The following is a 25,505-nucleotide window of genomic DNA, read 5'->3' on the forward strand; positions in this document are numbered from 1 at the left end:
CATTATAGTGTACGATACACACTATTGTAAATGACACAATAATGAATAAAGTTCCCTTTCGCAAAAAAAGTTCCCCTTTCACGCCTGTCAGCGCAGAAGGGGAACCTTCAAGATCAATGTAAGCAGGGGAGGTCACCACTTGGATCCTCCGGAATTGCCCCCCGACTTGCCTCCGCCCCAGGAAGAACCGCCGGAGGACCGGCCGGACCCGCCCCAAGAAGAGCCGCCCGACCGGCCGCCGCCCATCCCGCCTCCTCCAAAAGGAGGGCCGGACCGCCGCTGCCGCTCCGCTTCGCGGCGCTGCGCTTCCAGAACCATCGCCATGCGGATGCGTTCTTCTTCCTCTTCCTTGCGGCGGATGAGAAGATGTGCCTCTTCCACAATGGAGGAAATCCGTTCGCTATATCCCCGGGCCAGCGTTTCCAATTGGTCCACATCATAGGGCGCTGAAGAGAGAAGCCGGCTCAGCTCCTGCAGTTCGGGCAGCGACGCAGCCTGCCTCCGCAGAGGGGCCGGCATTCCTCTGGCAGCAAGCAGCCGCTCGGCATCGGCTGCCCGTCCCTCCTGCTCGCGGAGCAGCGAATGGACCCGCTCCACCCGGCCATCCAGTGATTGCACGGACTGGAGTTCTTCCGCAAACCGGCGGCCGGCCTCTTCCTGAAGCGACAGCAGCTGGTCAAGCTTGCCGCGGGCCTGCTCATATTCGCCGCGTTCGTCGCTTGTCAGCAGCTCTATAGCGGGCAGTTCGCTGGAGGCATCCCGCAGACGTTGTGTCCAGGACGCCAGCGTATCCCTTGGAGCGGACAGATGCCGTTCTGCATACCGGCCCGATGCCGCGCCGATTGCGCGTTCGAGCCGCTCGCCGTCCTGCTGGAGCCGACCCCAGCCGCTGCGGACGGCGTCAATATCCCGTCGGTTGGCCGCCCGGTATTCAGCCTGCCGTTCCGTCATCTCCACCGCCTCCTGGAGCAGGGAATCCACAGCGGCGCCAATCGTACGGACCTCGTCCAGATCGCCTGACTGCAGCTCCTGCTCAAGACGTGCCATCTCTGCTTCCGCCTGGTCAAGGTTGGCGTAGGGCTGAACCTTCATATTCCGGAGGGAATGCTCGGCAACCAGGCGGTCAAGCCTTCCCCGGACTGCCGCCAGCGTATTGGGAAAGCCCGAAACTTTGTCTTGATAGCTGTCGACAGCTTCGATGTCCGCGGCGATTTGATCCCGCCGGCTGCGGGCTTTCTCCGTTACCTCTTTTGCGGCGATTGGATCAAACAGCTCCAGCTCATCCGCTTTGGCGGTGGCCGTCTCCAATTCCTTTAAATCATCCGCCAGCTCCTTCAGCTCAAAACCGCTTTCCTGTACCGCCTGCTTGAGCTGTTCATGCAGCTCGGGCGTATCTTCCTTTAGCTCCCCGATCTGCTGCTTTACATGCCGGTCCGCTTCCGTGATTTCCGCAATTTTGCGTTCCTCGTTCTCCAGCATGGTTTCGTAAGTCTGTCTAAGCTCTGCCAGCTGGGCGATTTCCGCCTTCAGCGCCGACAGCTGAAAGACGGAAGGCAGCTTGCCGCTGTGTTCCGTTTGAAGTTCAGATAAGCGGATCAGGCTGTCGGACAAATTGCGGGAAATGCTCTCCACCATCTCGCCCGTCGTTCCCTGCGCAATCCCCTGAAAAGACTGCAGCGAATCCAGCGCCCGGTTCGCGCGGACAGGCAGATCGGATAAAGCTTCCCGCCCCGCCTCGGCTTCCTTGCGCAAACGTGAGCCTTTCCACAGCATCCAGCCCAGCAGAATGACAACTGCCGCAGCGGCGGCAATCCCCGCCAAAGGCAAAAGGGAACGGGCGGCAGGCTTGTCTTCGGCAGCAGCGTTTCCGCTGCTGATCGTTTGTATTCCGTCCCTAAGTGACAGCACGCCTTGCCCGAAATTGCCTTCCTTAGCATGCGGAATAAAATAAACGTCTAACAGCCGGCTGATGGCTTGGGCTCCGGATCCGCCGCCCCTGCGGGCGGACCAGGCGTCGATTTCCGACCGCAAATCGCCGCTCATCATATACAGCTCGGCATGGGTTTCCTGCTCGGCAATCAGCAGCAGCGTATCGCGGCCGCTTAGCCCCCACTGTTTATACACCTTTCCTGCGTAATCACCGGGGTTGGCTCCGTTCAGGGAACTCACGGTAAGAACGTGAAGGGGGTACTTCTCTTGGGCGGAGGTTTGTTCGATGGCCTGGATGTCAGCGGAGGACAGCAATCCGGCTTCATCCCTGACCTGAATGGATGAAACGGTCGAACCGGAAGCCGCAGCGGGCAAAATGCCTCCCGTGATCCACAGCACGATCAGGACAAGCGGCAATACGTATTTTTTCAAGACAAATCGCTCCATTTCCGTGGTGGCTGTAATTTCCAATAGTATGACTAACTTATAGTATATTATAAACGCCGCCCGCCGCTAAGACCCGCATCTTCCCCAATACACAAACCGCCCCCGGAGCAGCGACGCTCCGGAGGCGGTTCTATCGGTAAGCATAGGCTGTTCTGCTCCGGATGGGAGAGGACAGACAGTGCCTTTTGTACTATGTGTATAGGGGCCGGTTTGCAGCGGCTGTGCGCTTAAGCCTGCACACAAAGCAGGTGCTGGAGCTTGGATTTGATCTCCTTCTGCCACTTCAGATCGCCGACCTTCACTGCAAGATTCAGCAGATCCAGGTAATCGTCCAGTTTCAGGGAAGTACGGGTATTCGCTACGTTCATACGATGCGTCTCCTTTGCCTTTGGGAATGTCTATTTAAGGAAGCGGATGCTTTGCAATAATGATAATCATTATCAAGTACTACAATCATTATCCACAATTTTTAGTTAAAAATCAAGCGGAAGTCCATCATTTTTCTAAAGAACCCGATAATTTTTGAACACTCTTAAACAAGGAGGTACAATTACACAATTTATGAGCTTATAGACTTATACTAAGCAGGAAGTCTCCCATTTTTTGTCGAATAGACTGGTTATAAAGGATTAGAAGGGAACATTGCGATGAAGCGGTTCACAATCAGCCTGTTGATAGTTTTGATGCTTCTCCCTGCGCCTTCCGCCGCTTTCGCAGATCGGGACGTGATCCGCTATGAATCTGAACTGAATTATCCGCCGTTCCAATATATGCAGAACGGGTATCTGACAGGATTCGACGTTGACCTTACCAATCTGATTTTTGAGAAGCAGGACTATCTGGTGCATTACGGCACGGGGCCGTGGAAGGAGGTTCACGAGAAGCTGATCCGCGGAACCATCGATACGACAGGGCTCATGGCGGTTACCGGGGAGGCGTTTGGTCATTCCGATTACTACAGCGGCATGGTCGGGGACAGGCTGCTCTGGGGATTCGGATTGTCTTTAGCCCTGCTGATTGTTGGAATCTGCGCAGTCAAAGCTTACATCGCTCATTTGCGGAGAGCCATTCACAGGGAGCAGCGTTTTTTTGAAGATGTGGTCGAGCACACGGGAGTGTTTGTGTGGGCAGTTGACCGGACCGGGGTTACTGTAAGATTCAACCGGACAGCGGAGCAGCTGACCGGCTGGAAAGCCCGCGAGCTGCTCGGCACACCGCTGGATGGCCTCACAGGCGGCGAATCCATGGAGCGGCTCCGGCTGATGTTGTCCGGCTTTTTGCGGGGGGAAGCGGCGGCCAACGTAGAGATGCAGCTGCCTGGCGGCTGCGGGAACGGCCGTTATCTTCAGTTTCGGACTTCCTACATTCCACCCACAGGCAAGAAGCAGGACGGGCTGTATGTATTAATTGGACTCGATATTCATGAACGGCGGGAAAACGAAATTAAGCTGCAAAACAGTTATGAACAGCTTGAGGCCACATTTGAGGAGCTGTCAGCCGCCGAAGAAGAACTGCAGCAGCAGCTGCGCAGGTTGAGTGTCAGCGAGCAGCGGTTTCGGCTTGCCTCGGATGGCTCAGGCGCTTATTTGTGGGAGCTGGATTGGAAGAACGGCGTCTATAAGCTTTCGGAACGCTGGTATGAAGTGATGGGGTACAGTGCCGAGGAAATTAACGCAATGACGGACGGGGTATTGGACCTGATTCATCCGGAGGACAGAGAGCGGGCGGACCGGGCACGGAACGACCATTTATTGGGCAAAACGCCGGTGTATGAAACCGAATACCGGATGCGTACAAAAGACGGAGCCTACATTTGGTATGAGGTTCGGGGAAAAGCCGTCTCGGACCCGGAAGAGCAGGTGATGCTGTTCCTTGGATCGCTGATCGATATCAGCAACCGGAAGCAGGTGGAACGTAAGCTGCACAACAGCTACCAGGAGCTGGAGGCGACTTACGAGCAGCTAACCGCTGCTCAGCGTGAACTGGTTGGGCAATATGACCTGCTGGTGGAAAATCAGCAGAAAATGCACCATCTGGCTTATTATGACTCGCTTAGCGGGCTGCCCAACCGGTTGAATTTGCTGGAGGCCATGGAAACCTACTTCCGGCAGCCCGGCGGCAGCGCCGCGCTGCTGTTTGTTGATGCAGACAATTTTAAATATATCAACGATACGCTTGGGCATAAATTCGGCGACGAACTGATCCGCCAGGCCAGTGCCAGACTTCAGCGGGTCACGGGCGAAGATGTGCTGCTGTCCCGTTTTGGGGGCGACGAGTTCATTTTGTTCTACCGGAATGTTTTCCGCCGGGAGCAGGTGCAGGAGCTGGCGGAGCGGATTTTGCGCAAATTCCGGGAACCGTTCCGGATCGGCGAAAGCGACCTGCATATCTCGGTCAGCATTGGGATCTCCTTTTACCCGGAAGACGGAACAACGACAGAAGAGATCCTCAAGAACGCGGATGTGGCCAACTACCGGGCCAAGGAGTCCGGAAAAGCCAAAGCGGTGGTTTACGATAAATCGATGCACACCTCCTTCAACGAACGGGTAACGATTGAAAAGCATTTAAGGGGAGCGGTGGAGAATAACGAGCTGTCACTGTACTATCAGCCGCAGGTGGATATCCGGACCGGACGCATTTCCGGCTTCGAGGCCCTTGTCCGCTGGAACAATCCGGTGCTTGGCAGCGTATCGCCCCTTTCTTTTATCAAGATTGCCGAAGATTCGCGGTTGATTGTACCGATCGGCGAGTGGGTGCTCAGACAGGCGTGCCGTTTCATGCGGAGCATGCACGACAAGGGGCTGGGGCCGTACCGGATCTCCGTCAATTTGTCAGTCATTCAGCTGCTTCAGGAGGATTTTGTGCCGCTTGTGATGGATACACTTGAGGAGTCGGGGCTGGAGCCCGCGCATCTGGAGCTGGAAATTACCGAATCTATTTTCATGGAATCGTTCGGCAGCATTATCAGCAAACTGGAATATTTCAGGTCCCGCGGCATTTATGTGGCGCTTGACGATTTCGGCACCGGCTATTCTTCACTCAGCTATCTGCAGCAGCTGCCGATCACCACGCTGAAAATGGACAAGACGTTTATCGATTCCCTTTCGGATAACACGCAGAGCCAGGATCTTATCCGGACCATTGTGGAGCTGGGCCATAACAGGGAACTTGAGGTGGTGGCCGAGGGGGTGGAGAACACCGAGCAGCTGAACTACCTGCGAAGCTCTAACTGCGACAAAATCCAAGGTTACCTGACCGGCAGGCCGCTGCCAGAGCGGGAGACTGAGGCGCTGATGCGGGAACAAAAAACTTTTTTCGTCTAATTCCGGCGCTTGGAGTCCTAGTCATAGCAGACATAAGCAGGTTCAGTCGAGCTGGCGGGTTAAGGGAAGAGATTCCCGATCCGCCGGCTTGATTGTTTTTTCAGAGCGCTCACAGCTTCACGCGGCTTGGATTAATGAACGACCACTTTGTTTTTGCCGCTTTTTTTGGCCTCATACAGCGCATCATCCGCGCTTTGAAAGACCTGGCTTTTTGTATCGGTGCCGCAGTATTCATGCATGCCGATACTGACGGTCACGGTGTTCCCGCCCATTTCCGCAATGGACGTCTGCGCGATGCTTTCCCGGATCCGTTCCATCGTGTCCCGGGCCTCTTCCGCCGATTTGGCGGTCAAAATCACCGCAAATTCTTCTCCGCCGTACCGGGCGGCGAAGTCATCCGTCCCGATCTGCCGCAGCAGTTCGGCGGCCACCTGTTTCAGAGCAATATCCCCGACCCAGTGGCCGTAGCTGTCGTTTACTTGTTTGAAATTGTCGATGTCCAAAATGGCCAGATGCATAGGAAACGGATTCGACTGCTGGTGATCGATCAGCCAGCCCAAATACTCATGGAAGGTTTTATGGTTATAAAGGTCGGTTAACGGGTCGATTTTGGACAAGCGGTCCATAATGATGTTCTGAATACGCAAGTTCTGCTCCGATTCCAAGGAATGCTCAAGCGAGCGCAGCAGAGACGTGCCGCGTGAGATGACACCGAACCCCGTAAGCGCCACCCCTGCAAAAATAAACGCAACGATAATCCCCTCCGCCGCATATGCGGACGAGGGCAGATGCGCAGGTCCCGCATACCAGTACACAACTACCAGAATACTGACCAGAGTGGCAGCAACCAGATAACGGATATTCAAATAGATCATTGACACGAGCAGCGGTACCAGCATAACAAGCAATCGGATATGGATGGTATGGGAAATGGAATCAACTGCCAGTATGGCCCATAAATAGCTTCCGGCAATAATAAACAGCTTGGAGCGTTCGGGAAACAGCCGGTTTACGGTTTCGAGCCCAAGCATCAGACACAGAATCAGCAGATCCGGCATATACAGCGACGTTATAATCTCCGCCAACTGGTGTACAGGAGGGCGGTATAATATGGCCTTGCACACGATCTTCGCAATCAGCATTACCCAAAATGCATTGAGCATCATGCGGTTCCAGAAAAGATGGCGAGGAGGGTGCGATGATGCAGACATAAGATGTTCCTCTTTTCGCAAAAAATAGGCGGTCACCGGATTTATCATCCGCCGCTGCCTCAAAAACACCGCAACAATGCGGCTGGACCGTGATTCATGCATCGGGCAATATATTCGACACCGCTGGTCCGGAATCCTGCCCGAGTGAAGTGGAGGAATAATGTTCGTTTTTTATGGATACAACACGATCGTAGCGCGGATGAAAAGAGTTATCAATATGCAAAATACGAACATTAAATCAGAATATAGTTGACACGTACGGTGTTTGTAGGATAAACTTCCTTTGGGCTTCATTAATCCAAGCCAATATTAAGCCATTCGTATATCCCCGGAAATAAGGTCCGGGGGTCTCTACAGGGGACCGTAAATTCCTGGCTACGAATAGGATGCTGTTTTTGCATACCTATGAGAGAGCCGGGTTTTTTGTTGTTCTTATTCCAAGGGAGGTCATACGAAAATGAGCAAATATGATGTAATTGTAGTGGGGGCCGGCCCAGCCGGAATTTTCGCTTGTTATGAGCTGACGCTGAAAGCGCCGCACTGGAAAGTGCTGCTTGTTGATAAAGGACATGATATTTACCGCCGCAGTTGCCCGATTCTGGAGGAAAAAATTCAGCTGTGTCCGCCTGCCATCGGCCGGAAGGAATTTGCAGGCTGTCTGCCGGCCTGCTCGATCACGGCAGGATTTGGAGGCGCGGGCGCATACAGTGACGGAAAGTTTAACATCACCACTGAATTTGGCGGATGGCTGACCGATTACCTGGCGCCGTCGCGCGTGCTGGAATTGATCCGCTACGTCGATGCAATCAACCTGGAGCATGGCGCGACGGAGGCGATCACCGATCCGACGACCGAAACGATCCGCGGCATTGAGCAGCGGGGGTATGCGGCCGGACTGAAGCTGCTGCGCGCACAGGTCCGCCACTTGGGTACGGAGCAAAACCTGGAGATTTTAAAATCCATTTATGAATATTTGCGTACGCGTGTCGATATGGTGTTCAAGACGGAGGTAGAGGATATCCAGACCGTCAAAGCGGACGGAGGGCACCGGGTAACCGGCATTCTCCTCAAAAACGGCGAGTCCCATGAAGCCGAGCGGGTGCTGGTCGCTCCGGGCCGGGACGGCTCCGCCTGGCTGACGGACATCCTGAAAAAACGCCGGCTGAAGATGCACAACAATCAGGTGGATGTCGGTGTGCGCGTGGAAACGTCGGATGTCGTGATGCGGGAAATCAATGAGCATCTGTATGAGGGGAAATTTATTTTCAACACGTCTGTGGGCACCCGTGTCCGCACCTTCTGCAGCAATCCGTCCGGCCACGTGGTCGTGGAAAATCACAGCGGCGTCATGGCGGCCAACGGGCACTCTTATAAAGACCCGGCGCTTGGTTCCAGCAATACGAACTTCGCGCTGCTTGTATCCCATAAATTCACCGAACCGTTCGACAAGCCCAATGAATATGCCCGGGAAATCTGCAAGCGGGCCAACGATTTGTCCAGCGGCGGAGTGATCGTGCAGAAGTACGGCGATATTTTGCGCGGCAGACGTTCGACTGAAACCCGGATCCGCGAAGGTTTCCTTGAGCCTACCCTGCGGGAAGCCGTACCGGGCGATTTGGGGCTGGTGCTGCCTTACAACACGATGCGCAGCCTGACTGAAATGGTTGAAGCGCTCGATCAAGTAACGCCGGGTATCGCTTCGGAGCACACGCTGTTTTATGGTGTGGAAGCGAAGTTCTATTCCGCCCGCCCGAAGCTGACCTCGGGACTGGAAACAGAGATTGCCGGCCTTTACTGCGGCGGAGACGGTGCCGGCGTGACGAGAGGGCTCGCCCAGGCGGGAGCGGCGGGTGTCTGGGTCGCCAGATGTATGTTGGAGAAAGCGGAGTAGGCCTATCCGCCTAAGGGTCGAGCTGTGTGTCTGTGACAAGCGGAACCCGGGTGTGCTACTATATGTAGATGAAACTTCAGATAAGAAGGCGAGCACCCATGGCGAATCTGACCCGCTGGTTCAAGCTCCTGCACCTGCTACCCGATTCGGATATCATCGAGGAAATTAACGCTGTTAACCTCCGCCGCATCCGGTGGGGCGTGCGTCTGCTGATTCCTCTTCATCTATTCTATATCTTGATTTTTGCCGGTCTGAATTCCGGGGGAACGAAAATCGAGGAGTGGCGGGCCGGCATTATGCTGGCCCACCTGTGCATGACCGGGGTGACCGTGCTGCTTGGCTTAACCGCCCGGCAGCTCGTCAATCGGCCGCAGCGGCGGACGGCGGCCCGGGTGGTCACTGTAACAGCGGGATTGGCCTATCTGCTGTTTGGCGTTTACCTGGCCCTGCTTGATCAGCAGATCGGTTCGGGCATCACCGCCTTTATTTTGGCGATGCTGGCTGTGGCAGCGGTGCTGCGCCTGCACCCGTTTATGGCCGTTGTTTTGTTTACCGGTGTTTCTGTTTTGTTTGGGATGAGTGTAAAAAATGTACAGCCTTATCCTGAAGTGTCGCTGTCGCTGCAGGTAAACGCTTTGTTTCTTACTTTGCTTGGTATGGTAGTGTCCATTGCTTCGTGGCACCGGCTGGTCGAAGCAGCTTACCACCGCAGGGTTACGACGGTACGGCACAACCGGTTGATGCTTAAGAACCGGGAGCTGTATAAGCTGGCGGCTCATGATCCTTTAACGGGGCTGTATAACCGGATGCAGTTTGAGAAGGCGGCGGAGGGGGAAGTGGACCGGCTGCGCCGGACAGGCGGCGATACAGCACTTATCATCCTGGATATCGACCGGTTCAAACAAATTAACGATACCTATGGTCACCCGGTTGGGGACCGCGTCTTGACCGTGGTGGCCGAACTGATTCGCACAGGCCTGGAGAAGACGCATATTACGGCAAGGCTGGGCGGCGAAGAATTCGCCATTCTGCTGCCGGGACTGGACGCCAAGCAGGCGGAAGGAGTAGCGCATTCGCTGTGCGCGGCCATCCGGCGGCACCCGTTCCGCAGCGAAGGGAGGCCGTTCCAAGTGACTGCAAGCTTCGGGGTGGCCCCGGTGCCGGCCGAGCTGCCCGATCCGGTGGAGTGGGCTTATCAGGAAGGAGACAAGGCGCTTTACCTTGCCAAAAAGGAAGGCGGCAACCGGGTAATTGCACTCTCCTGATGGAGGGGGACGCCCATTGGCCCCGTGAGTGTGAGTGGCGCGTTCGCTGTGCGTGGCGTGGATAGCGGGGAAACTGCTGCCGCTGTTAAAACAAAGAGGATGTCCCCGTTGGTTAGACGAGGGCATCCTCTTTGCCGTGCCGCTATTGGTCATGCCGCTGCCGGATTTTATCCTTCCAGCAGCAGGGCTTCCGGATCTTCCAGCAGCTCTTTCACTTTAACAAGGAAGCTTACAGCTTCGGCGCCGTCCACGATCCGGTGATCGTAAGAAAGCGCGATATACATCATCGGCCGGTTGACGGTCGTTTCTTCGTCGATGGCGATCGGCCGGAGCTGGATTTTGTGCATCCCCAGAATACCGACCTGCGGCGCATTCAGAATCGGCGTCGACAGCAGGGAACCAAAAACGCCGCCGTTGGTGATCGTAAAGGTGCCGCCCTGCAGCTCGGACAGGCTCAGCGTGTTGGAGCGGGCTTTGCCGGCCAGTTCGGCGATCCGGCGTTCAATTTCGGGGAAGCTCAGACGGTCCGCGTCCCGGACGACCGGAACGACGAGGCCTTCCTTGGCCGCTACCGCGATGCCGATGTCGTAAAACTTTTTGATCAGCAGATCTTCGCCGTCAATTTCGGCGTTCAGCAGCGGGTAGGCTTTCAGGGCGCCGATTACCGCCTTGGTGAAGAAAGACATGAAGCCAAGTCCAATGTCATGCTTCTCTTTAAAGTTGTCTTTGCGGCGTTTGCGGATATCCAAAATGGCGGTCATGTCGACCTCGTTGAAGGTGGTCAGCATGGCGGCCGTCTGCTGCGCTTCCACCAGACGGTTCGCAATCGTCTGGCGTCTGCGGGACATGCGCTGCCGTTCGATGGCTTTGCCCGAGTCGCCCGCCGGTTTGGCGGCTTCCGGCTTGCCTGCGGACGCGCCCGCAGAAGCTGCCGCTGGCGCGGACGCTGCCGGCGCTGCAGATGCAGCCGCAGGCGCCGATCCGTGATCCTTCACGTCGGCCTGGCCGATCCGGCCGATCGGATCACGTGCGCCAACCTCGGACAGGTCGATGCCGCGTTCCCGCGCCAGCTTGCGTGCGCCCGGCGTCGCCAGCAGTGCGGCGCTGTCCGCGCTTGGCGCTGCCGGCGCCTGCGGAGCGGTATCCGCCGCGGGCGGGGTGGCAACCGCCGGCTGTGCAGCTGCGGCTGCAGGGGCCGCAGGGGCCGCGTTTTGCGCCGAGCCGCCCGCTTCCGCTGCAGGAGCAGGGGAGCCGCCGCCGGCTGCTCCGGCGCTGCCGATCATCCCGATTGTCTCGCCCACCTGCACGGTCTCGCCGGCGCCGCGCAGGATCGAAGCGATGACCCCGTCTTCCTCCGCGCTGATCTCCAGATTGACCTTATCGGTCTCCAGTTCGGCCAGCGCATCGCCCTGGCTGACCTTGTCGCCTTCATTGACCAGCCATTTGAATATCGTTCCTTCCGAAATCGATTCGCCTAAGTCCGGTACCTTAATTTCTGACACAGGCCGCTACCTCCCCAAATATAATGGTTTCCGTTATTGTAACGCCGTCCCCGCTTAGGAGGACGGCACAGCTGCTTGTACTTGGCTGTTAAGCTTCAGGGCTTCCGTAACAATTCGTTTCTGTTCAAAAGCATGCACATCGGCGTAACCGCTCGCCGGGCTGGAGCGTTCCGGCCGTCCGATGTAGGAGACCTTCACCGCGCCCGGCGCAATAGCGCGCAGACGGGGTTCGGCGTAACTCCAGGCGCCCATGTTCTTAGGCTCTTCCTGTACCCAGACGATTTCCTCCAGGGCGGACATCCGGCTGAAGTGGGCCGTCAGCTCCTTCTCAGGGAAAGGATACAGCTGCTCCATACGGAGGATGTGCAGCCACGACCAGTCGCGGTTTTTGTCCGCTTCGAGCTCGTTCTGGAGATCGACGGCAACCTTTCCGCTGCAGACGATGACCCGCTTCACCTTAGCCGGCTTCGCGCCAAGCAGCGGCTCTGCAAGCACCGGCTGGAAGCGTCCCTCCGCAAGCTCGGTGCCTTCCGAAGCGCTGCGCGGGTTGCGGATCAGGCTTTTCGGCGTCATGATGACCAGCGGACGGGCCGAAGGCTGACCGCAAAGGGCGGCCTGGCGGCGCAGCAGATGGTAATACTGCGCGGCGGTGGTGAGGTTCGCCACCGTCCAGTTCTCTTCAGCCGACAGCTGCAGATACCGTTCGAGACGGCCGCTGGAATGCTCCGGCCCCTGGCCTTCGTAGCCGTGAGGCAGCAGGATGGCCAGGTTGCTGCGCTGGGTCCATTTTGCCCGTCCGGCGGAAATGAACTGGTCGATGATGACCTGCGCGGCATTGGCGAAGTCACCGTATTGGGCTTCCCACAGCACAAAGGTCTCCGGCGCAAATACGTTATAGCCGTATTCGTAGCCGAGAACTGATGCTTCGGACAGCGGGCTGTTATACACGCCAAAGGAAGCTTGGGTTCCTTCAAGCTGATGCAGCGGAGTGTACAGCGCGCCGTTTTCGCTGTCGTGCAGAACAAGATGCCGGTGCGCAAAGGTTCCGCGCTGCGCATCCTGGCCGCTCAAGCGAATCGGCGTGCCGTTCTGCAGGATCGTCGCAAACGCCAGCGTCTCGGCCAGCGCCCAGTCGACCTTCGGGCCGCCGTCCAGCATGTCGCCCCGGCGCTGCAAAATACGCTGCAGCTTCGGATACATCCGGAAGCCGTCCGGTACGTTCAGCAGCTGGCGGTTGATGCTGCGCAAGGTGTCGATCGGCACGGGAGCCGGCTCGGTTCCGGACGAATCTGCCGGGAGCGCCACCGCGTTTTTGGTCTCGCCCGTCTTGTGCCCGCCGTCTTTCATTTTGTCATAAGCCTGCTGTAGGACAGCGTCGACTTCGGCGGAGATCCGCTTTACGTCTTCGTCCGAAACCAGCTGCTCGCGTTTCAGCCGCTCCGCGTACAGGTTGTAGACGGTAGGATGATTGCGGATTTTGCTGTAAATCAGCGGCTGGGTCGTTTCGGGATCGTCCATTTCATTATGGCCGTGGCGGCGGTAGCCGATCAGGTCGATCAGGAAGTCTTTTTTAAACTTCTGCCGGTAGGCGCAGGCGATCCGCACGGCCGCGATGCAGGCCTCGGGATCATCGGCGTTGACATGCACGACAGGAATTTCATAGCCCTTTGCAAGGTCGCTCGCATAATGGGTGGACCGGGAATCTTCGCTTTCGGTTGTGAAGCCGATCCGGTTGTTAACGATCACGTGGATCGTTCCGCCGTTCTGGTAGCCTTTCAGCTTGCTGATATTCAACGTCTCTGCAACAATGCCTTCGCCAGGGAAAGCGGCGTCGCCGTGCATCAGCACCGCCATGGCTTTGTTGGTGTCGAGCTTCGGCATGCCGCTCGCCGAGCGGTCTTCCTGTGCCGCACGCGTGAAGCCTTCCACCACAGGGTTAACAAACTCCAAGTGGCTTGGGTTGTTGGCCAGTGTAATGCGGGTCTGTACCGTCTTATTGTGATTTACGGAACGGTCAGCGCCCAGATGATATTTTACGTCTCCGCTCCATCCGTAGTTAATGCCCATGGATCCTTCGGAAGGGAACAGGTCCTTGTTCGGCGAATGGTGGAATTCGGAGAAAATGATTTCATATGGTTTGCCCAAAATATGGGCCAGCACGTTCAGGCGCCCGCGGTGCGCCATGCCCATTAGTATATGCTCCGCTCCGTCGTCCGCTGCGGCGCGCACCACCTCATCCAGCATCGGTACAAGGCAGTCGTTGCCTTCGATGCTAAACCGCTTCTGGCCGACGAAGGTCCGGTGCAGGAACGTTTCGAACTGCTCCACCTCAACCAGCCGCTTCAGCAGGGCCTTGCGTTCTTCCAGGGTCAGCACGGCCTGCGGTTCGGTGGTCTCCGCCTGCTGGTTCAGCCAGCGAAGCTCCTGTTCGTCGCGTATATGGCCGAACTCGTAGGCGATGGTCCGGGTGTAGCTCCGTTTCATCAGGTTGACGGCGTCCCAGCCGGTCTTGATATTCTCCGGCGCGTTCTCCCAGATCAGCGAAGCGGGCAGCGCTTCGAGATCCTCCCGCGTCAGCTCGTAGGTGGCCGGATCCAGATATTTGGCCATGGAGCTGTCCGGCTTGCCGAGCGGATCGATGTCCGCGGTCAGATGGCCGTAGATGCGGATGTTCGCCATCAGCTTGGAGGCGCGGACGGCTTTGCGCAGCAGCCCGGGGTCGGGCGACGCGGTGCCTGCCGTGCCGGCCGGCTGGACGGCGGACGGTGTCATCGGAGGTGGGCCTGAGCGTTCGAATAGCTCACGGTAGTTGCTCTCGACGGACGACGGATCGTTTACGTATTGCTCATATTTTTCCTGAATGTACCCCAGATTGGGTCCGTAATAGTGGCTCCATGCGGATGGAGAGAAGGGTTCCTTGGCTGCCATTGAATGCATCCTCCTAGGGAATGGCCCGGAGTCCGCTGACAGGCGGGTTGTCCGGACGTCAATGTTTGCGTTTACATTCGTTGTCGCACATCGGTGAAAATTCGCTTGCTGATGTCTCCTTCATTGTGCTCTTTTCAAGGAAGGGAATCAATTCATACTTTCGTAAGGACCAATCGCAAAACGGCATGGTTCAGTACAGCATCCCGGGACAGACCGCTGTCATGTCCCATCATAACCATTTACCCAATTTTACGAAAAAAATGCAGTTGATGCTTGAAAATGGGTCTTTAAGTTTTTATAGTAAGATTAGACTCCTAGAAAAATACAAACCTATAAAAGATTGATATGACTTTAGGCATAGCAGAGCGGCCGGCGATTCCCATATTCCCCGCTCATCCTGCTTTTCCCGCGCGAATATGCCAAAGTACGGCGAACAGGAAGCGACATACTTTGCCGCTTGCGTCCGCTATAATTGAATTGCATCAAGACGGCATGCAGATCCTTGCGCTCAAGGGTCCAGTAAAAGGGTAAACCTGCCGAAAGGCAGGGGCACAAAGTCTCGGGTCTAAGGTAGAATCTACTATGACGGCCGGACTGCCTGGGGACATAAAATCTTAGGAGGAGATTTTTTGAACAAGTCCAACCAGGGTAAAGTCGGAGAGTTCCAGACGGCGGATCTGGATCTCGAATGGGTGCAGCTGCTGCTGACAGCCAAACGCGCGGGAATCCGCGCCGAAGAGATCCGGAGGTTCTTCCTCGATAAGGGACCGAGATTGTTGTAAGGCTGACGGGGAGCTACATACACCAAAGAGGCAGAGCGGCGCGGCGCTCTGCCTCTTTGGTGCGGGTCCGGATCCCTGCGGCGGAATCGTCCATCCGCATAAGGTTCGTAAATTCAATCCTTTTGCTCCAGCTTCCACTTCTGATACTCCAGAAACTCCTTGAATTCCCGCTTGCTGACTCCGGAAGCCATCGCCTCCTGCACAAGCCTGAACCAATCCGCGTCCAGCGGTTCTTCCTCGGTGTCCGGAGCCTCTCCGTACAGCAGCGTGTGAATGGATACCTGCAGCGCTTCGGCGATTTTCTCTATAAACTGGATAGAGGGGTTGGACTGGATGTTCCGTTCAACGTTGCTTAGGTAGGATTTGGCCACATCCGCCCTGTCCGCAAGCTCGGACAAGGACAAGCCCTTTTCCAGCCGAAGCTGGTGGATGCGCTGGCCCATGTTATCTGGCAAGATGATTACGCCCCTCCGTAAAAAATTTGATCTCATTATATCAAATTTCACGAGGTAATAGAAACGGTGCCGGCCGGCCTATACCGGTTATTCCCGGGTATGCCCGGAGGAAAAAAACATCCCGGTCCGTATGCCGGAAGCCGGGATGTGTGGTGCTGCCGCTGGGATAAACGGGCAGATTAGTTCTCGTTGTAAATTTTTCCTTCGCCTTGTTTGGCTTCGAAGTCCCAAGTCAGTTCCAGTTTGTCTTTCTGGAAGTGGTTTTGGTCCTGGTTGTTCTCCACGAATTCGAAGGCTACTGCAAAGCTGTCGGACGTTCCGGCCTTGATGCCGCTGCGTTCGGTCCAGATTTGATCCAGGCCGGTATTTTTGACCAGGTCCGGCGTCAGGTTCTTGAGCTCGGCCAGCGTTGTTTCATATACCACCAGCTCGGGCGTAATGATTGTGCCTTTATCGTTATTTTTCAGGAATTTAACTTTGATGAATTGGTTCAGGTCCGCGCCGTTGTTATTGTTGCCTTCGTCGGTTACCACAGTTTTGGTGCGGAGCAGGATGCTGCCGATGTCCAGCGTGCCGGAGTTGTTCAGCTTGAACTTCTTGAGCACGATATCGCCCGGTTTCAGGTTGTTTAAGTTGATCAAGACGGAGGGATCGGACGTAAGGTCAAGCGTACCGGCCGCGAAAGTCGCCGTGCTGGTGGCGGTGTCGCTAAAGTAAGCGTAAGTTCCTCCTCCGATGAGGGAAAGACCCAGTGCTGCGGATGCGATGCTAAGACCCAGTGTTTTTTTGATACCCATTTGTAAAATTCCTCCTTGAATATGTGGTTGGATGGATGAAGCTTTATATTGTGCTCCTCGTCCGGTAAGCGGCGGGAGGGACAATCGGCTGGTAAGTTACTTCAGTCCTTCGGGAGAAGGCTGGGACAAATCCGCGTGTTTTTTCTCTAGTTCGGAGACGGCCTTCCAGGACGTATACAGGGCGTAGATTAACAGCATCGCCCCGGGGACGATCATCAGCAGCACGCTGCCTGTTTTGGATGCCGCAAAATTCATCGCATAGCCGACATAAGGAATCGTGATGCCTTTGTATTCGGCAACGACATTTCTGGAGCTGACCGGCGCTACATCAGGGGCGTCGTTGTTGTCGCCTTTGGTGCGGTAGACTGCTTCGCCTGTGGCTTCATTTCGTTCCGCTTCGATCACGCGGTGGGTGACCAGCAGGTTCTCTTCGTTAAGAAAGGTGATGACATCACCAGGCTGAAACCGGGTCATATCCCCTCCAGGCTCCAGCGCCACAATTGAACCGGTGTGAATGCCCGGCTCCATGGAGCCGGATAGGACGGTTTTGATCTGATAGCCGAAGAAGGACGGCTCTCCGCCGGATGCCTTGGAAATCACGACAGCGACGACGGTGATGAAAAAAATCAGCGACAGCAGCGCGGTCAAAATGCGGCCGGACCATAGTTTGACTTGTGCCATTAGGGGGTTGCCTCCTTGGATTGGGCGGTATCGGATTGCTTCGGCTGAGCTTCATCCGGAGCGCCTGCCGCGGCAGGCACGGCCGCAGACGACGGGCTGTTCCCGGATGGATGCTCCGCCAGGGGCTGCTTCGCCGGGGCCTGACCCGCGGCGGCTGGCTCTTGGCTGATATTACCGGAAGCATCGGTTGGCTTAGTTACGTTGTTATGAGAATCAGCTTCCTGAGATTTTGCTTCGGGTGCGGCTGGATCGCCCGGGCCGGATGGAGAATGGCCGGAGGAAGCGGCGGGGCTGTCGTCAACCGCAGGTGAAGAAGAAGGTGAAGGCGAAGGAGACGGGGAAGGGGAAGACTTCGGAGGCTTCTCCGTGCCGGCATCTTTGCCGGACCCCGCTGTATCCGGGCCGCCAGCAGACTGCCCGCTTTCCGCGCCTTTGCTTGCATCAGCCTTGCCGGTTTCGCCGCCAGGCTGATTGCCCCCGGCATCTCCGCCGCCGGTGTGATCGCCTGAGCCGTCATGCCCGCCGGGTTTCTCCGTTCCTCCGCGGTCATCCGCTTTGCCGGCGTCATCCGCGGGCTTGCCGTCTTTGCCGTCTCCGCCTTGACCGGCTTCTCCGGATTTTTCTCCGGCTTTTTCTTCCGCCGGATGCGGTCCGGCCTGCTCCTTCTCCAGCCGCAGCCGTTCCTCTTCTTTGAGCCGGGCCTGTTCTTCCCGGAGCCGCTCCTCTTCCTTGCGTTTGGTCTCTTCCAGCTCTTTCGTCAGCCGCAGCCGTTCTTCGGTGAAGCGGTCCAGCTCCGCCTGCTGGGCGGCTATCTGCCGCTCGATCTCCTGAACGGAATCAGCTGCTCCGGCGGTCATGCGCTCATAGTGGCCGGCTGCCTGCGGAGAAAGCACTGTATCAGGCCCTGCCGCCTGGATGGCAAAGGGGACGGGGAGAGCGCTCCCCGCAGCGGGGTCGGCCTGCAGCGCCTGAAGCCGCCGCAGGGTCTCTTCCGGATCACCGTCGGGGATTTCGCTGCCAATCCGATGGATTTGCGCAAGGTAATCCAGTATCCCGCGCAGGGCTGCCTGGAACGGCTCCGACAAAATGCCGCTTGCCGGCTGGCTTCGCATGCTTTCGATAAATCCGGCGTTCCGGATTTCCGCACAGTTGGGATGGAGCTGGTTCAGCTGGGTCCCAATCAAGGTCAGCAGTTCGCCCGCCTGAACCAGTTTGGCGTTCAGTTCGTTCCAGACCGCGGCGTTGGCGGCAAGACCGTCCGTAAGCCGCGTCCGTTCATGATCAAGCTCGGTTAACCGCTGCACGGCGAGCTGCTCTCCGGTGTCCAGTTCCTCGAAGGACCCGGCTGGGAGCGGGGCCAGAACTGCGGACAAAGGTGCCGCTGGCTCCAGGCTCCGGAGCTGCAGCTGCAGCGCCTCCGCTTCCTTCAAGCTGCTGTCCAGCTGGGTAAGCAGTTCTTGAATGCGGCTCGGAAATACCTCGCACAGCCCGATAGTGCCGCTAATTTCCTGCCTGGTATTGAAGCTGCCGTAAGTTGTTCCGACTTGATGGGAGGCATAAAGGAACAGCACAGACAATGCCATCCCCGATTTAAGGGTTTTTCCCTGCCATTGTTTAAGCCGCCTTTTGGCGCTTCTGCTTCTTGCTGATCTGGGGCGCAGACCGATTCCCCCTCTCTTACGCTTAAACTCCTGATTGTTCGCTGCGTCGTTCTTTATTAAGAACAAATCCTATGAACAAATCATACACGGGCCTTCAGGAAAAGAAAACCGCCGATTTCAGGGATTTTGTGCGTTATTAAGAACGAAAGGATAGGGGATACTCTAAATTGCTGCCTTTTTCGCTGGAAATCACATTTTTATTCTTTATAGTGAACAAGAGGGGCGAAAAAAACCCCGCTGATCCCAGCGGGGGCGGATGGCCTTAGCAGGCTGCTAAAAGCCGGTATGGTATTTGGCGTCACTGGAGGAACGGTGTTTTGTCTGGTCTTTATCCCGCTCTTCCTGCTGCTCAAGCGTCAGGTCTTCAACCGGCAGCGAATCGACGTTCTGTTCGCTTTCGAACCGGTCGAACAGGCTTTCCTTATCCGTAGGGTACTGTTCGGGATGATCGCGCGTGTCGTCCGTTGCCTTGCGTTTAGGTTCCGTCATCGTACATCCTCCCTTTTCATGGCATGGAATCCCGGCAGGGGAGATCCCTAGATAGGCCTTTATTAACCAAAGGAGCCGGTTCTAAACAGCCTGCGGCGTGTTTCAAGCATGCAGCCTACTCCTCCAGCGGACGCCCGCGTTCACCCATTCTGCCCGCGGCCATGTCCGCATGCAGGCGCCGCAGCCATTTTAACTCCGTCGCCAGATGCTCATACCGGCCGTACATCAGATGCAGCGCCGCGCGGGGAACCGTTTCGATATGCTCCTCATACACCTGGTAAGCAAGATTAAGCTCGTGTTCGGTATCACGAATCCGCTCCTCCAGCACGCGGGCCAGCTTCTGCTGATCGGCATGGCGCGAATACACCAGCGCGAGATGAAAGGAATGGTAGACCGGTTCGCTTTTGCGGAACTGCTGAAAAATAAGCTGATCAAACAGCTGCCGGCCTTTATCGGTAATCCCGTAAATCGTTTTGTCGGGCCTGTCGGTACTGCGGATAACCTGGACCGGTTCGATCTGGCCCGCTTTGGCAAGCTGGTCAACCGCGTAATAAAGCGAGCCCATCTGCAGCTTCGTTACCCGGTCCATGGCACGGTCGCGCATGATCAGCATCATCTCGTACGGATGCATGTTGCGCTCGAGCAGCAGTCCGAGAATGGAGAGCTTCATGGACATGGGTTAGCCCCGCTCTCCGGCGCCCGCCTGCTTCGTTTTGCTTGCGGTCAGCCGGTCATTCGGCATCAGCAGCACAAATACAAAGCCAAGCACGGCCGGCACAAGCGCCCACAAAAAGGTGTCGGCGATGGAGGCCGCCATGGAACCGGTCAGCTTTTCCAGCACCGGAGCCGGAATTTTGGCTCTGGCCTCAGGCCCAAGCGCTGTGCGCAAATCGCCGAAATCGGAGGCGGGTTGTCCCGTTCCCCCGAAGGCTTCCGTCAGACCTGCGCTGAAGCTGTTGCGCTGAATGATGCCGAAGATGGTAATCCCCAGCGTCATGCCAAGTGAACGCATGAAGGTACTGGTCGAGGTGGCCGATCCCCGTTGGCGCATCTCGAAATGATGGATCGACGACATGCCAAGCACGGAAAAAGAGAAGCCGACGCCAAATCCGGTCAATGCCATAAAGACATTCAGCAGCAGCCGGGATGTATCCGGCGACAGGGTCGACAGCGTGGCGATTCCTGCCACAAAGCAGACGGCGGACAGGATCATGATGCGGCGGAAGCTCATTTTTACCGTAAGCATCCCGCCCGTCTGGCTGCCAAATACGGTTCCGATCATCATCGGCATAAGGATTAGGCCCGAGTTGGATGCGGAGCCGCCGAATACGCCCTGCACAAAGATGGGAATATAGATGGTGGCCACGATAAAAGCCGAGCCGTAAAACAGTCCGATCAGCGAACTGGTGGCGAACAGCCGCTCCCGGAACATCGAAAAGGCGATCACCGGCTCGGACGCCTTGCGCTCCACCAGCAGAAAAACGATCAGCAGCACGGCGAATCCGGCGAACAGGCCGAGAATAACCGCGGAATCCCAGGCGTACTGCTGTCCTCCAAGCTCCAGGGCGAACATCAGGCAGATCACCGCCCCGACGAGGGTGAATGCGCCTGCCCAGTCTATTTTTTGCGGAGAATGGACAACCGATTCCTTATAAAAAAACAGAACCAGGAACAGCGCCGCCACGCCCAGCGGCAGGTTGATGTAGAATATCCACTGCCAGCCGGCGTATTCCGTGATATATGCCCCGAGCAAGGGGCCGAGCACGCTGGAAATGCCGAACACGGCGCCGAACAATCCGGTCATCTTCCCGCGCTTCTCCACAGGGAAAATATCGAACACGATCGTAAATGCGATTGGCATCAGGGCACCGCCGCCGATCCCTTGAATCGCCCGGTAAATACTGAGCTGGATAATGCTGTCCGCGGTGCCGCACAATGCGGAGCCGGCGATAAAGACCAGCAGCCCAAACAAGTAAAACCGTTTCCGTCCGTACATATCGGACAGCTTCCCGAAAATCGGAGTTCCCGCCATCACCATGACCATGTAGGCGGAGGTAACCCAGACGATTTTGTCTAGCCCGCCCAGTTCGGAGACAATCGTCCCCAGCGCGGCTGCGACAATCGTGTTGTCCATCGCTGACATCAAAATGCCGAGCAGAAGGCCAACAACGACCAGTTTCATATTGCTTTCTTTGGTATGCATGCTTAACAGCCGCTCCTTCACAGGTAAGGTAGAGAAACAGCCTAATTATATTCAAATTTGAATAGGGAGGCAAGCAGTTTGCGGTAAACAGGGAGGCAAGGTGTCTGCGGCAGCAGGTAACAGCTTGTAATTTTTGCGCAAAAAAAAACCGTCCCGGCCTCCAAGCCGAACGCCAAGCCCGCAGAACTGCCGGACAAAAAGGTTCGGTATACGGCCGGGCGGTCTTACCCGCCTTACGCTATTATTCACTATGGCGCCTAGCTCCCGGAAGCAGGCATCTCACCGCCGGTCTCAGCCTCAATCCCGGCCCCAATCCCAGCTTGCCGGGCTTCAATGTAACCAATGAACAGCTCGGTCAGCTCCGGGTCAAACTGTGTGCCCGCGCAGGCCCGCAGCTCCGTGATCGCCTCCTGAACTGTTTTGGTGGGCTGATAAGGCCGTTCGGTCGTCATTGCGTCAAACGAGTCGATGATGGTCAGCATCCGGCACAGCTTTGGAATCTCTTCGCCTTTGAAGCCGTGGGGATAACCTTTCCCGTCATAACGTTCGTGATGCAGCTCGATATACGGCGCCAAATCGCGGAACTTGTCGTTGGTCAGCGCCATCTGCTTGCCCCAGGTCACATGCCACTTGACCATTTCCCACTCCTCTGCGGAGAGCTTTTCTTTTTTGTTCAAAATGCTCCAGGGGATTTCGAGTTTGCCGATGTCATGAATCAGCGCCCCAAGTGTGAACTGCCGCCGGGAAAGCGTGTCAAGCTGCAGCAGCTCGCCGATTTCGATCGCATAGCGGAAGACGCGTTTGGAATGCTTGAATGTCTCCAGATCCTTGTACATCAAAAGATTAAGCTGCTGCTCGATGTCGCGCACATCCTGGCTGAAGTCGATGTCCTGTTCGAGCGGCGACTTGTGGCCAAACAGGTGCACGAGGTTTTTGCCCTGTTTTTTCGCGTAGTACAGCGCCTGGTCGGCGTGCTCCACCAGCTCGGATTTGTCGTGGATGTCGGGCTGGAAGCTGGCGATCCCGGCCGAAAACGACAGGCAGCCCTGCGGGAAAATCTCCATTCCCTCAAACGGGGACCGGTTCACCCGTCTTCTCAACTGTTCAATAAAGACCAAAGCGCGGGAGGCATCGTATCCGGGCAGCAGCATCGTAAATTCCTCGCCGCCGTACCGGGAGACGAGAATATTTGTCCCTTCCGCGGCTTCCTTAAGCAGATTCGCCAAAAAGACGAGCAGCCGGTCTCCCTGCAGGTGGCCGAAATGATCATTATATTTTTTAAAATCATCAATATCGACCATGCCCAGCGACAGCTCCGTGCGGTTCAGCCGCGCTTTGCGAATCTCTTCCTCAAGGGCGGCTTCAAAGTAGCTGTGGTTAAACAGCCCGGTCCGCTGGTCGCGGTTCGCGCGTTCTTCAATGCTCCGGTACATGGCAAACATCTGCTTGAACGAGTAGGACAGCAGCAGGCTCAGACACAGGAAAAGAGCGAGGCCGGTCATCCGGTTATGATAGACGAGAATCGTCAGTACAAGCGAGAGTACAAGCGTGCTGATATAAGCAAGCACTGTGTCGGTGAGCATGCCTTTGAGGACCTGAAACAGATTTTGCTTGTAAAGCACGTAATGGAACAGACCAATCAGCAGCGAATTCAGGAGAAAATAAACCGCCATACCAAGCGCATAAGCTCCCAAACGGTCGCTCAGCAGCGGTCCGGAGAGTCCGCCAAGCGCGGAATAAACCGTTGAAGCGGCGACGATCATAATAGAGTAGATAGCAAAATTAGCGAGATGCTTCCACCAGATTGTACCGCGTTCGATCAAAAATAAAATAAAAGCCGATAACAGCAGTACCGTTAGCGTAAAGGAAGAGCCGAAGACAAAGATACAGGCTAAGTACACCGAGGAGTCGAGCGACAGCCCGTTACCCTGCGGGGGAAGCTGAAAGGTGAAGACGGTCAGCAGGACCGCCGCGGCGGACATGGCGAAAACCCATACCCAGACAGAAGGGGCGTAACCGACAAAATGTCCGGGATTGTTCAGAAGAAACAGGGCGATTCCCAGGGTGCACAGTGCCAAGGTGTACCAATGGCCGGAGTTCCATTTTGAAGCGCGGGTTAAGCCGGGCACCGGAGTTCCCTCCTTCTTATTTAGAAACATCATTATACTGGCTGATCCGTTATCCTGCATTTCCATGGTTCAGCCTGTATATCTGCTTATTTTAAGGGAATCCGGAGGTTTTGGGTATACTTACTCGGAAGGCGGGTTATGTGTACAAAAAAACAGGCTGAGGGTTCAGCCTGTTCCGGTTCCTCCGTTCAGCCCCCGCCGATTAACCGGAAGCCGGAAGTTAAAGCAACAACAGCGGATGCAACAATCACGGCATTCACTATGATCCGCGAGTAGGACAGACCTTCCCGTCTCTTTTTCATCCCGTCTCCTCCTTTCGCTTATTTTAACGTCTGCGCGGGCGGCTTCAAGGCCCAATTCGGGGTCATTTAGCTTCAGCCTCAAGGGTTTTTCCGTTTCTTTTGTCCGGAACAAGCAGGTGCTGGAGATAAAGAAAAATCCCCGCATTCATCACAATGTCTCCGGCGCTGATTACCTGGGTGCGCGGATACGGGCTGGATAGCGGAATGATGTCGCCAAGGAAAGGAAGCCGGGTGGCTGAATCCATCAGGTAATGCTTCGTTACTGCACTCCCGGTCTTCAGCAGATCCACATAATAAGGGCCCAATACATTTGCGGCTTCCAAGGAGACGGGCATTCTTCCGCCATTGACCGCCATGACGAGAAAGTTCAGCAGTACACCGGCAAAAATAAACGGAAACCCGTAAAGCCTCCGGTTCAACCAGAGGACATAAAGCCCCGCCGCATAAACCGCGAGAAAAAAGCTCCCGCTGAGTGCGGCCGCGGCAGACGAACGTTCTGTAAGTCCAAACATGACGAACTGCAGCACCAGCAGCAGGGGGAAAACAAGCCCTCCCCGGATATGCAGGCTGCTGAACTGCTTTAAGCCGTAGCGGATACCGCCGCGGAGCAGTCCGACCGCCAAGCCGATCAGTATTCCGTCGTAAACCATAGGCGAGGACTCCGTTCCTTGTAAGGTCGGCCAAGCGTGCCGTTCTTCGTAATTCTTCATATTGGGGTGATTTTCCTGCCGTTTTATTCTGCATAATGATCCGATTTTGGGGCAGAGATTGCGAGGTGATTACGGCAGAGTTTGCCGGGAAGGTCAAACAGAGGGAAAATAAGTGGTTGGACGCGCTTGACATACCCCATGGGGGTATATTATAGTGATTACAGAACAACAATTGTTGCTTCAAAAGAGGAGGGGGATGCGGTGGCCGCCAGTGAGAACAAACCTCCGGTGGAATCCTGCGAACAAGGCTGCCATAGCGAGGGAGCCCGTCGCAGCCATCATACGCAGGAAGTGAAGAACGGCCTGACCTCGCGCCTGAACCGGATTGAGGGTCAGATCCGCGGCATTAAGGGGATGATTGAGCGGGACACGTATTGCGATGACGTGCTCAATCAGCTGGCCGCGGTCCAATCGGCGCTGAACAGTGTCGGCAGGCTGCTGCTTCAGGAGCATATGAAGAGCTGCGTGATTGAACGGATCGAAGCCGGAGAACATGAAGTAATCGACGAGCTGATGATTACGGTGAACAAGCTGATGAAATAAGGCGCAATGCCTAAACATAAACCTAAAAGGAGAGAATGAAGATGACTAACGTTACATTGAATGTAGAAGGCATGTCCTGCGGACACTGCGTCAGTGCAGTAGAGAAGGCGGTAGGCAACCTGGGGGCTTCGGCCAACGTGGATTTGCAGGCCAAGAAGGTTACCGTAGAATACGACGAGAACAAAGTAACCGTAGACGCAATCAAGGAAGCGATTGAGGACCAAGGGTACGACGTGGTCTAAACGCTCAGAACATAA

The 25,505-nt window shown here is 56.1% G+C and carries 20 protein-coding genes and 2 riboswitches; of the genes, 6 read left to right on the forward strand and 14 right to left on the reverse strand.

The features are described 5' to 3' along the window. Positions 1-132: 132 nt before the first annotated feature. Positions 133-2,361 carry a septation ring formation regulator EzrA gene (locus ACE6ED_RS06585; protein ID WP_410826305.1) on the reverse strand — a complete coding sequence of 743 codons (2,229 nt, stop codon included), beginning with the start codon at positions 2,359-2,361 and terminating at the stop codon, positions 133-135. A 242-nt stretch (positions 2,362-2,603) separates the two neighbouring features. After that, positions 2,604-2,744 carry a hypothetical protein gene (locus ACE6ED_RS06590; RefSeq protein ID WP_410826306.1) on the reverse strand — a complete coding sequence of 47 codons (141 nt, stop codon included), beginning with the start codon at positions 2,742-2,744 and terminating at the stop codon, positions 2,604-2,606. A 279-nt stretch (positions 2,745-3,023) separates the two neighbouring features. Here ACE6ED_RS06590 and ACE6ED_RS06595 point away from each other — a divergent pair, with 279 nt between their 5' ends. After that, positions 3,024-5,699: an EAL domain-containing protein gene (locus ACE6ED_RS06595; RefSeq protein WP_410826307.1), complete on the forward strand. Its 2,676-nt coding sequence runs from the start codon at positions 3,024-3,026 to the stop codon at positions 5,697-5,699. Between the two features lie 131 nt (positions 5,700-5,830). Here the strand turns inward: ACE6ED_RS06595 and ACE6ED_RS06600 are convergent, their stop codons facing one another. Next, positions 5,831-6,910, reverse strand: a complete 1,080-nt coding sequence (locus tag ACE6ED_RS06600) for a GGDEF domain-containing protein (protein ID WP_410826308.1) — start codon at positions 6,908-6,910, stop codon at positions 5,831-5,833. Between the two features lie 298 nt (positions 6,911-7,208). Beyond that, a riboswitch (purine riboswitch) is annotated at positions 7,209-7,308 on the forward strand. A gap of 59 nt (positions 7,309-7,367) precedes the next feature. On the opposite strand from ACE6ED_RS06600, the gene ACE6ED_RS06605 reads away from it, so the two are divergent. Together ACE6ED_RS06605 and ACE6ED_RS06610 are read left to right on the forward strand one after the other, a co-directional pair. Next, positions 7,368-8,801, forward strand: coding sequence for an NAD(P)/FAD-dependent oxidoreductase (locus ACE6ED_RS06605; RefSeq protein ID WP_410826309.1), 1,434 nt, complete (start codon positions 7,368-7,370; stop codon positions 8,799-8,801). A 98-nt stretch (positions 8,802-8,899) separates the two neighbouring features. After that, entirely contained in the window at positions 8,900-10,066 is a 1,167-nt protein-coding gene (locus ACE6ED_RS06610; RefSeq protein WP_410826310.1) for a GGDEF domain-containing protein, read from the forward strand. Positions 10,067-10,233: 167 nt separating this feature from the next. Here the strand turns inward: ACE6ED_RS06610 and odhB are convergent, their stop codons facing one another. Together odhB and ACE6ED_RS06620 are read right to left on the reverse strand one after the other, a co-directional pair. Further along, positions 10,234-11,568: a 2-oxoglutarate dehydrogenase complex dihydrolipoyllysine-residue succinyltransferase gene (gene odhB, locus ACE6ED_RS06615; protein ID WP_410826311.1), complete on the reverse strand. Its 1,335-nt coding sequence runs from the start codon at positions 11,566-11,568 to the stop codon at positions 10,234-10,236. A 54-nt stretch (positions 11,569-11,622) separates the two neighbouring features. Next, a complete protein-coding gene (locus ACE6ED_RS06620; protein ID WP_410826312.1) occupies positions 11,623-14,496 on the reverse strand; it encodes a 2-oxoglutarate dehydrogenase E1 component in 2,874 nt (957 codons plus the stop codon). Positions 14,497-15,012: 516 nt separating this feature from the next. Then, positions 15,013-15,098: riboswitch (cyclic di-GMP riboswitch) on the forward strand. 27 nt (positions 15,099-15,125) lie between these two features. On the opposite strand from ACE6ED_RS06620, the gene ACE6ED_RS06625 reads away from it, so the two are divergent. After that, a complete protein-coding gene (locus ACE6ED_RS06625) occupies positions 15,126-15,278 on the forward strand; it encodes an anti-repressor SinI family protein (protein WP_410826313.1) in 153 nt (50 codons plus the stop codon). 113 nt (positions 15,279-15,391) lie between these two features. Here the strand turns inward: ACE6ED_RS06625 and ACE6ED_RS06630 are convergent, their stop codons facing one another. From ACE6ED_RS06630 to ACE6ED_RS06670, 9 genes are all read right to left on the reverse strand, one after another. Beyond that, a complete protein-coding gene (locus ACE6ED_RS06630) occupies positions 15,392-15,721 on the reverse strand; it encodes a helix-turn-helix domain-containing protein (RefSeq protein WP_410826335.1) in 330 nt (109 codons plus the stop codon). Between the two features lie 191 nt (positions 15,722-15,912). After that, positions 15,913-16,530: a TasA family protein gene (locus ACE6ED_RS06635; protein WP_410826314.1), complete on the reverse strand. Its 618-nt coding sequence runs from the start codon at positions 16,528-16,530 to the stop codon at positions 15,913-15,915. Between the two features lie 96 nt (positions 16,531-16,626). Continuing rightward, positions 16,627-17,211 (reverse strand): signal peptidase I SipW, encoded by a 585-nt coding sequence (sipW, locus tag ACE6ED_RS06640; RefSeq protein ID WP_410826315.1) that lies wholly within the window; start codon positions 17,209-17,211, stop codon positions 16,627-16,629. After that, on the reverse strand, positions 17,211-18,782 hold the full coding sequence (locus ACE6ED_RS06645; RefSeq protein WP_410826316.1) for a hypothetical protein: 1,572 nt from the start codon (positions 18,780-18,782) through the stop codon (positions 17,211-17,213). Before ACE6ED_RS06645 ends, sipW begins: the two co-directional genes overlap by 1 nt. Before the next feature lie 363 nt (positions 18,783-19,145). Next, positions 19,146-19,361, reverse strand: coding sequence for a hypothetical protein (locus ACE6ED_RS06650; protein ID WP_410826317.1), 216 nt, complete (start codon positions 19,359-19,361; stop codon positions 19,146-19,148). A 115-nt stretch (positions 19,362-19,476) separates the two neighbouring features. Continuing rightward, positions 19,477-20,037: a PadR family transcriptional regulator gene (locus ACE6ED_RS06655; RefSeq protein WP_410826318.1), complete on the reverse strand. Its 561-nt coding sequence runs from the start codon at positions 20,035-20,037 to the stop codon at positions 19,477-19,479. 3 nt (positions 20,038-20,040) lie between these two features. Next, entirely contained in the window at positions 20,041-21,564 is a 1,524-nt protein-coding gene (locus ACE6ED_RS06660) for an MDR family MFS transporter (protein WP_410826319.1), read from the reverse strand. A 257-nt stretch (positions 21,565-21,821) separates the two neighbouring features. Next, the gene (locus ACE6ED_RS06665; RefSeq protein WP_410826320.1) at positions 21,822-23,693 is read right to left on the reverse strand and encodes a bifunctional diguanylate cyclase/phosphohydrolase; all 1,872 of its coding nucleotides are present in this window, start codon (positions 23,691-23,693) and stop codon (positions 21,822-21,824) included. A 364-nt stretch (positions 23,694-24,057) separates the two neighbouring features. Continuing rightward, complete coding sequence (locus ACE6ED_RS06670) at positions 24,058-24,645, reverse strand: DUF5317 domain-containing protein (protein ID WP_410826336.1); 588 nt, start codon at positions 24,643-24,645, stop codon at positions 24,058-24,060. Positions 24,646-24,906: 261 nt separating this feature from the next. Here ACE6ED_RS06670 and ACE6ED_RS06675 point away from each other — a divergent pair, with 261 nt between their 5' ends. Beyond that, positions 24,907-25,248, forward strand: a complete 342-nt coding sequence (locus tag ACE6ED_RS06675; RefSeq protein ID WP_410826321.1) for a metal-sensitive transcriptional regulator — start codon at positions 24,907-24,909, stop codon at positions 25,246-25,248. Positions 25,249-25,289: 41 nt separating this feature from the next. After that, positions 25,290-25,490, forward strand: coding sequence for a copper chaperone CopZ (gene copZ / locus ACE6ED_RS06680; RefSeq protein ID WP_410826322.1), 201 nt, complete (start codon positions 25,290-25,292; stop codon positions 25,488-25,490). The last annotated feature ends 15 nt before the right edge of the window (positions 25,491-25,505 follow it).

The organism is Paenibacillus nanchangensis (assembly GCF_046543445.1).
Lineage (GTDB): Bacteria > Bacillota > Bacilli > Paenibacillales > Paenibacillaceae > Paenibacillus_AQ > Paenibacillus_AQ nanchangensis.

Coding starts and splice junctions, on each gene's coding strand:
- ACE6ED_RS06590 (WP_410826306.1), bottom strand. CDS start 2,744: ATGAACGTAGCGAATACCCGTACTTCCCTGAAACTGGACGATTACCTG.
- ACE6ED_RS06595 (WP_410826307.1), top strand. CDS start 3,024: ATGAAGCGGTTCACAATCAGCCTGTTGATAGTTTTGATGCTTCTCCCT.
- ACE6ED_RS06600 (WP_410826308.1), bottom strand. CDS start 6,910: ATGTCTGCATCATCGCACCCTCCTCGCCATCTTTTCTGGAACCGCATG.
- ACE6ED_RS06605 (WP_410826309.1), top strand. CDS start 7,368: ATGAGCAAATATGATGTAATTGTAGTGGGGGCCGGCCCAGCCGGAATT.
- ACE6ED_RS06610 (WP_410826310.1), top strand. CDS start 8,900: ATGGCGAATCTGACCCGCTGGTTCAAGCTCCTGCACCTGCTACCCGAT.
- ACE6ED_RS06620 (WP_410826312.1), bottom strand. CDS start 14,496: ATGGCAGCCAAGGAACCCTTCTCTCCATCCGCATGGAGCCACTATTAC.
- ACE6ED_RS06630 (WP_410826335.1), bottom strand. CDS start 15,721: ATGGGCCAGCGCATCCACCAGCTTCGGCTGGAAAAGGGCTTGTCCTTG.
- ACE6ED_RS06635 (WP_410826314.1), bottom strand. CDS start 16,530: ATGGGTATCAAAAAAACACTGGGTCTTAGCATCGCATCCGCAGCACTG.
- sipW (WP_410826315.1), bottom strand. CDS start 17,211: ATGGCACAAGTCAAACTATGGTCCGGCCGCATTTTGACCGCGCTGCTG.
- ACE6ED_RS06650 (WP_410826317.1), bottom strand. CDS start 19,361: ATGACGGAACCTAAACGCAAGGCAACGGACGACACGCGCGATCATCCC.
- ACE6ED_RS06655 (WP_410826318.1), bottom strand. CDS start 20,037: ATGTCCATGAAGCTCTCCATTCTCGGACTGCTGCTCGAGCGCAACATG.
- ACE6ED_RS06660 (WP_410826319.1), bottom strand. CDS start 21,564: ATGCATACCAAAGAAAGCAATATGAAACTGGTCGTTGTTGGCCTTCTG.
- ACE6ED_RS06670 (WP_410826336.1), bottom strand. CDS start 24,645: ATGGTTTACGACGGAATACTGATCGGCTTGGCGGTCGGACTGCTCCGC.
- copZ (WP_410826322.1), top strand. CDS start 25,290: ATGACTAACGTTACATTGAATGTAGAAGGCATGTCCTGCGGACACTGC.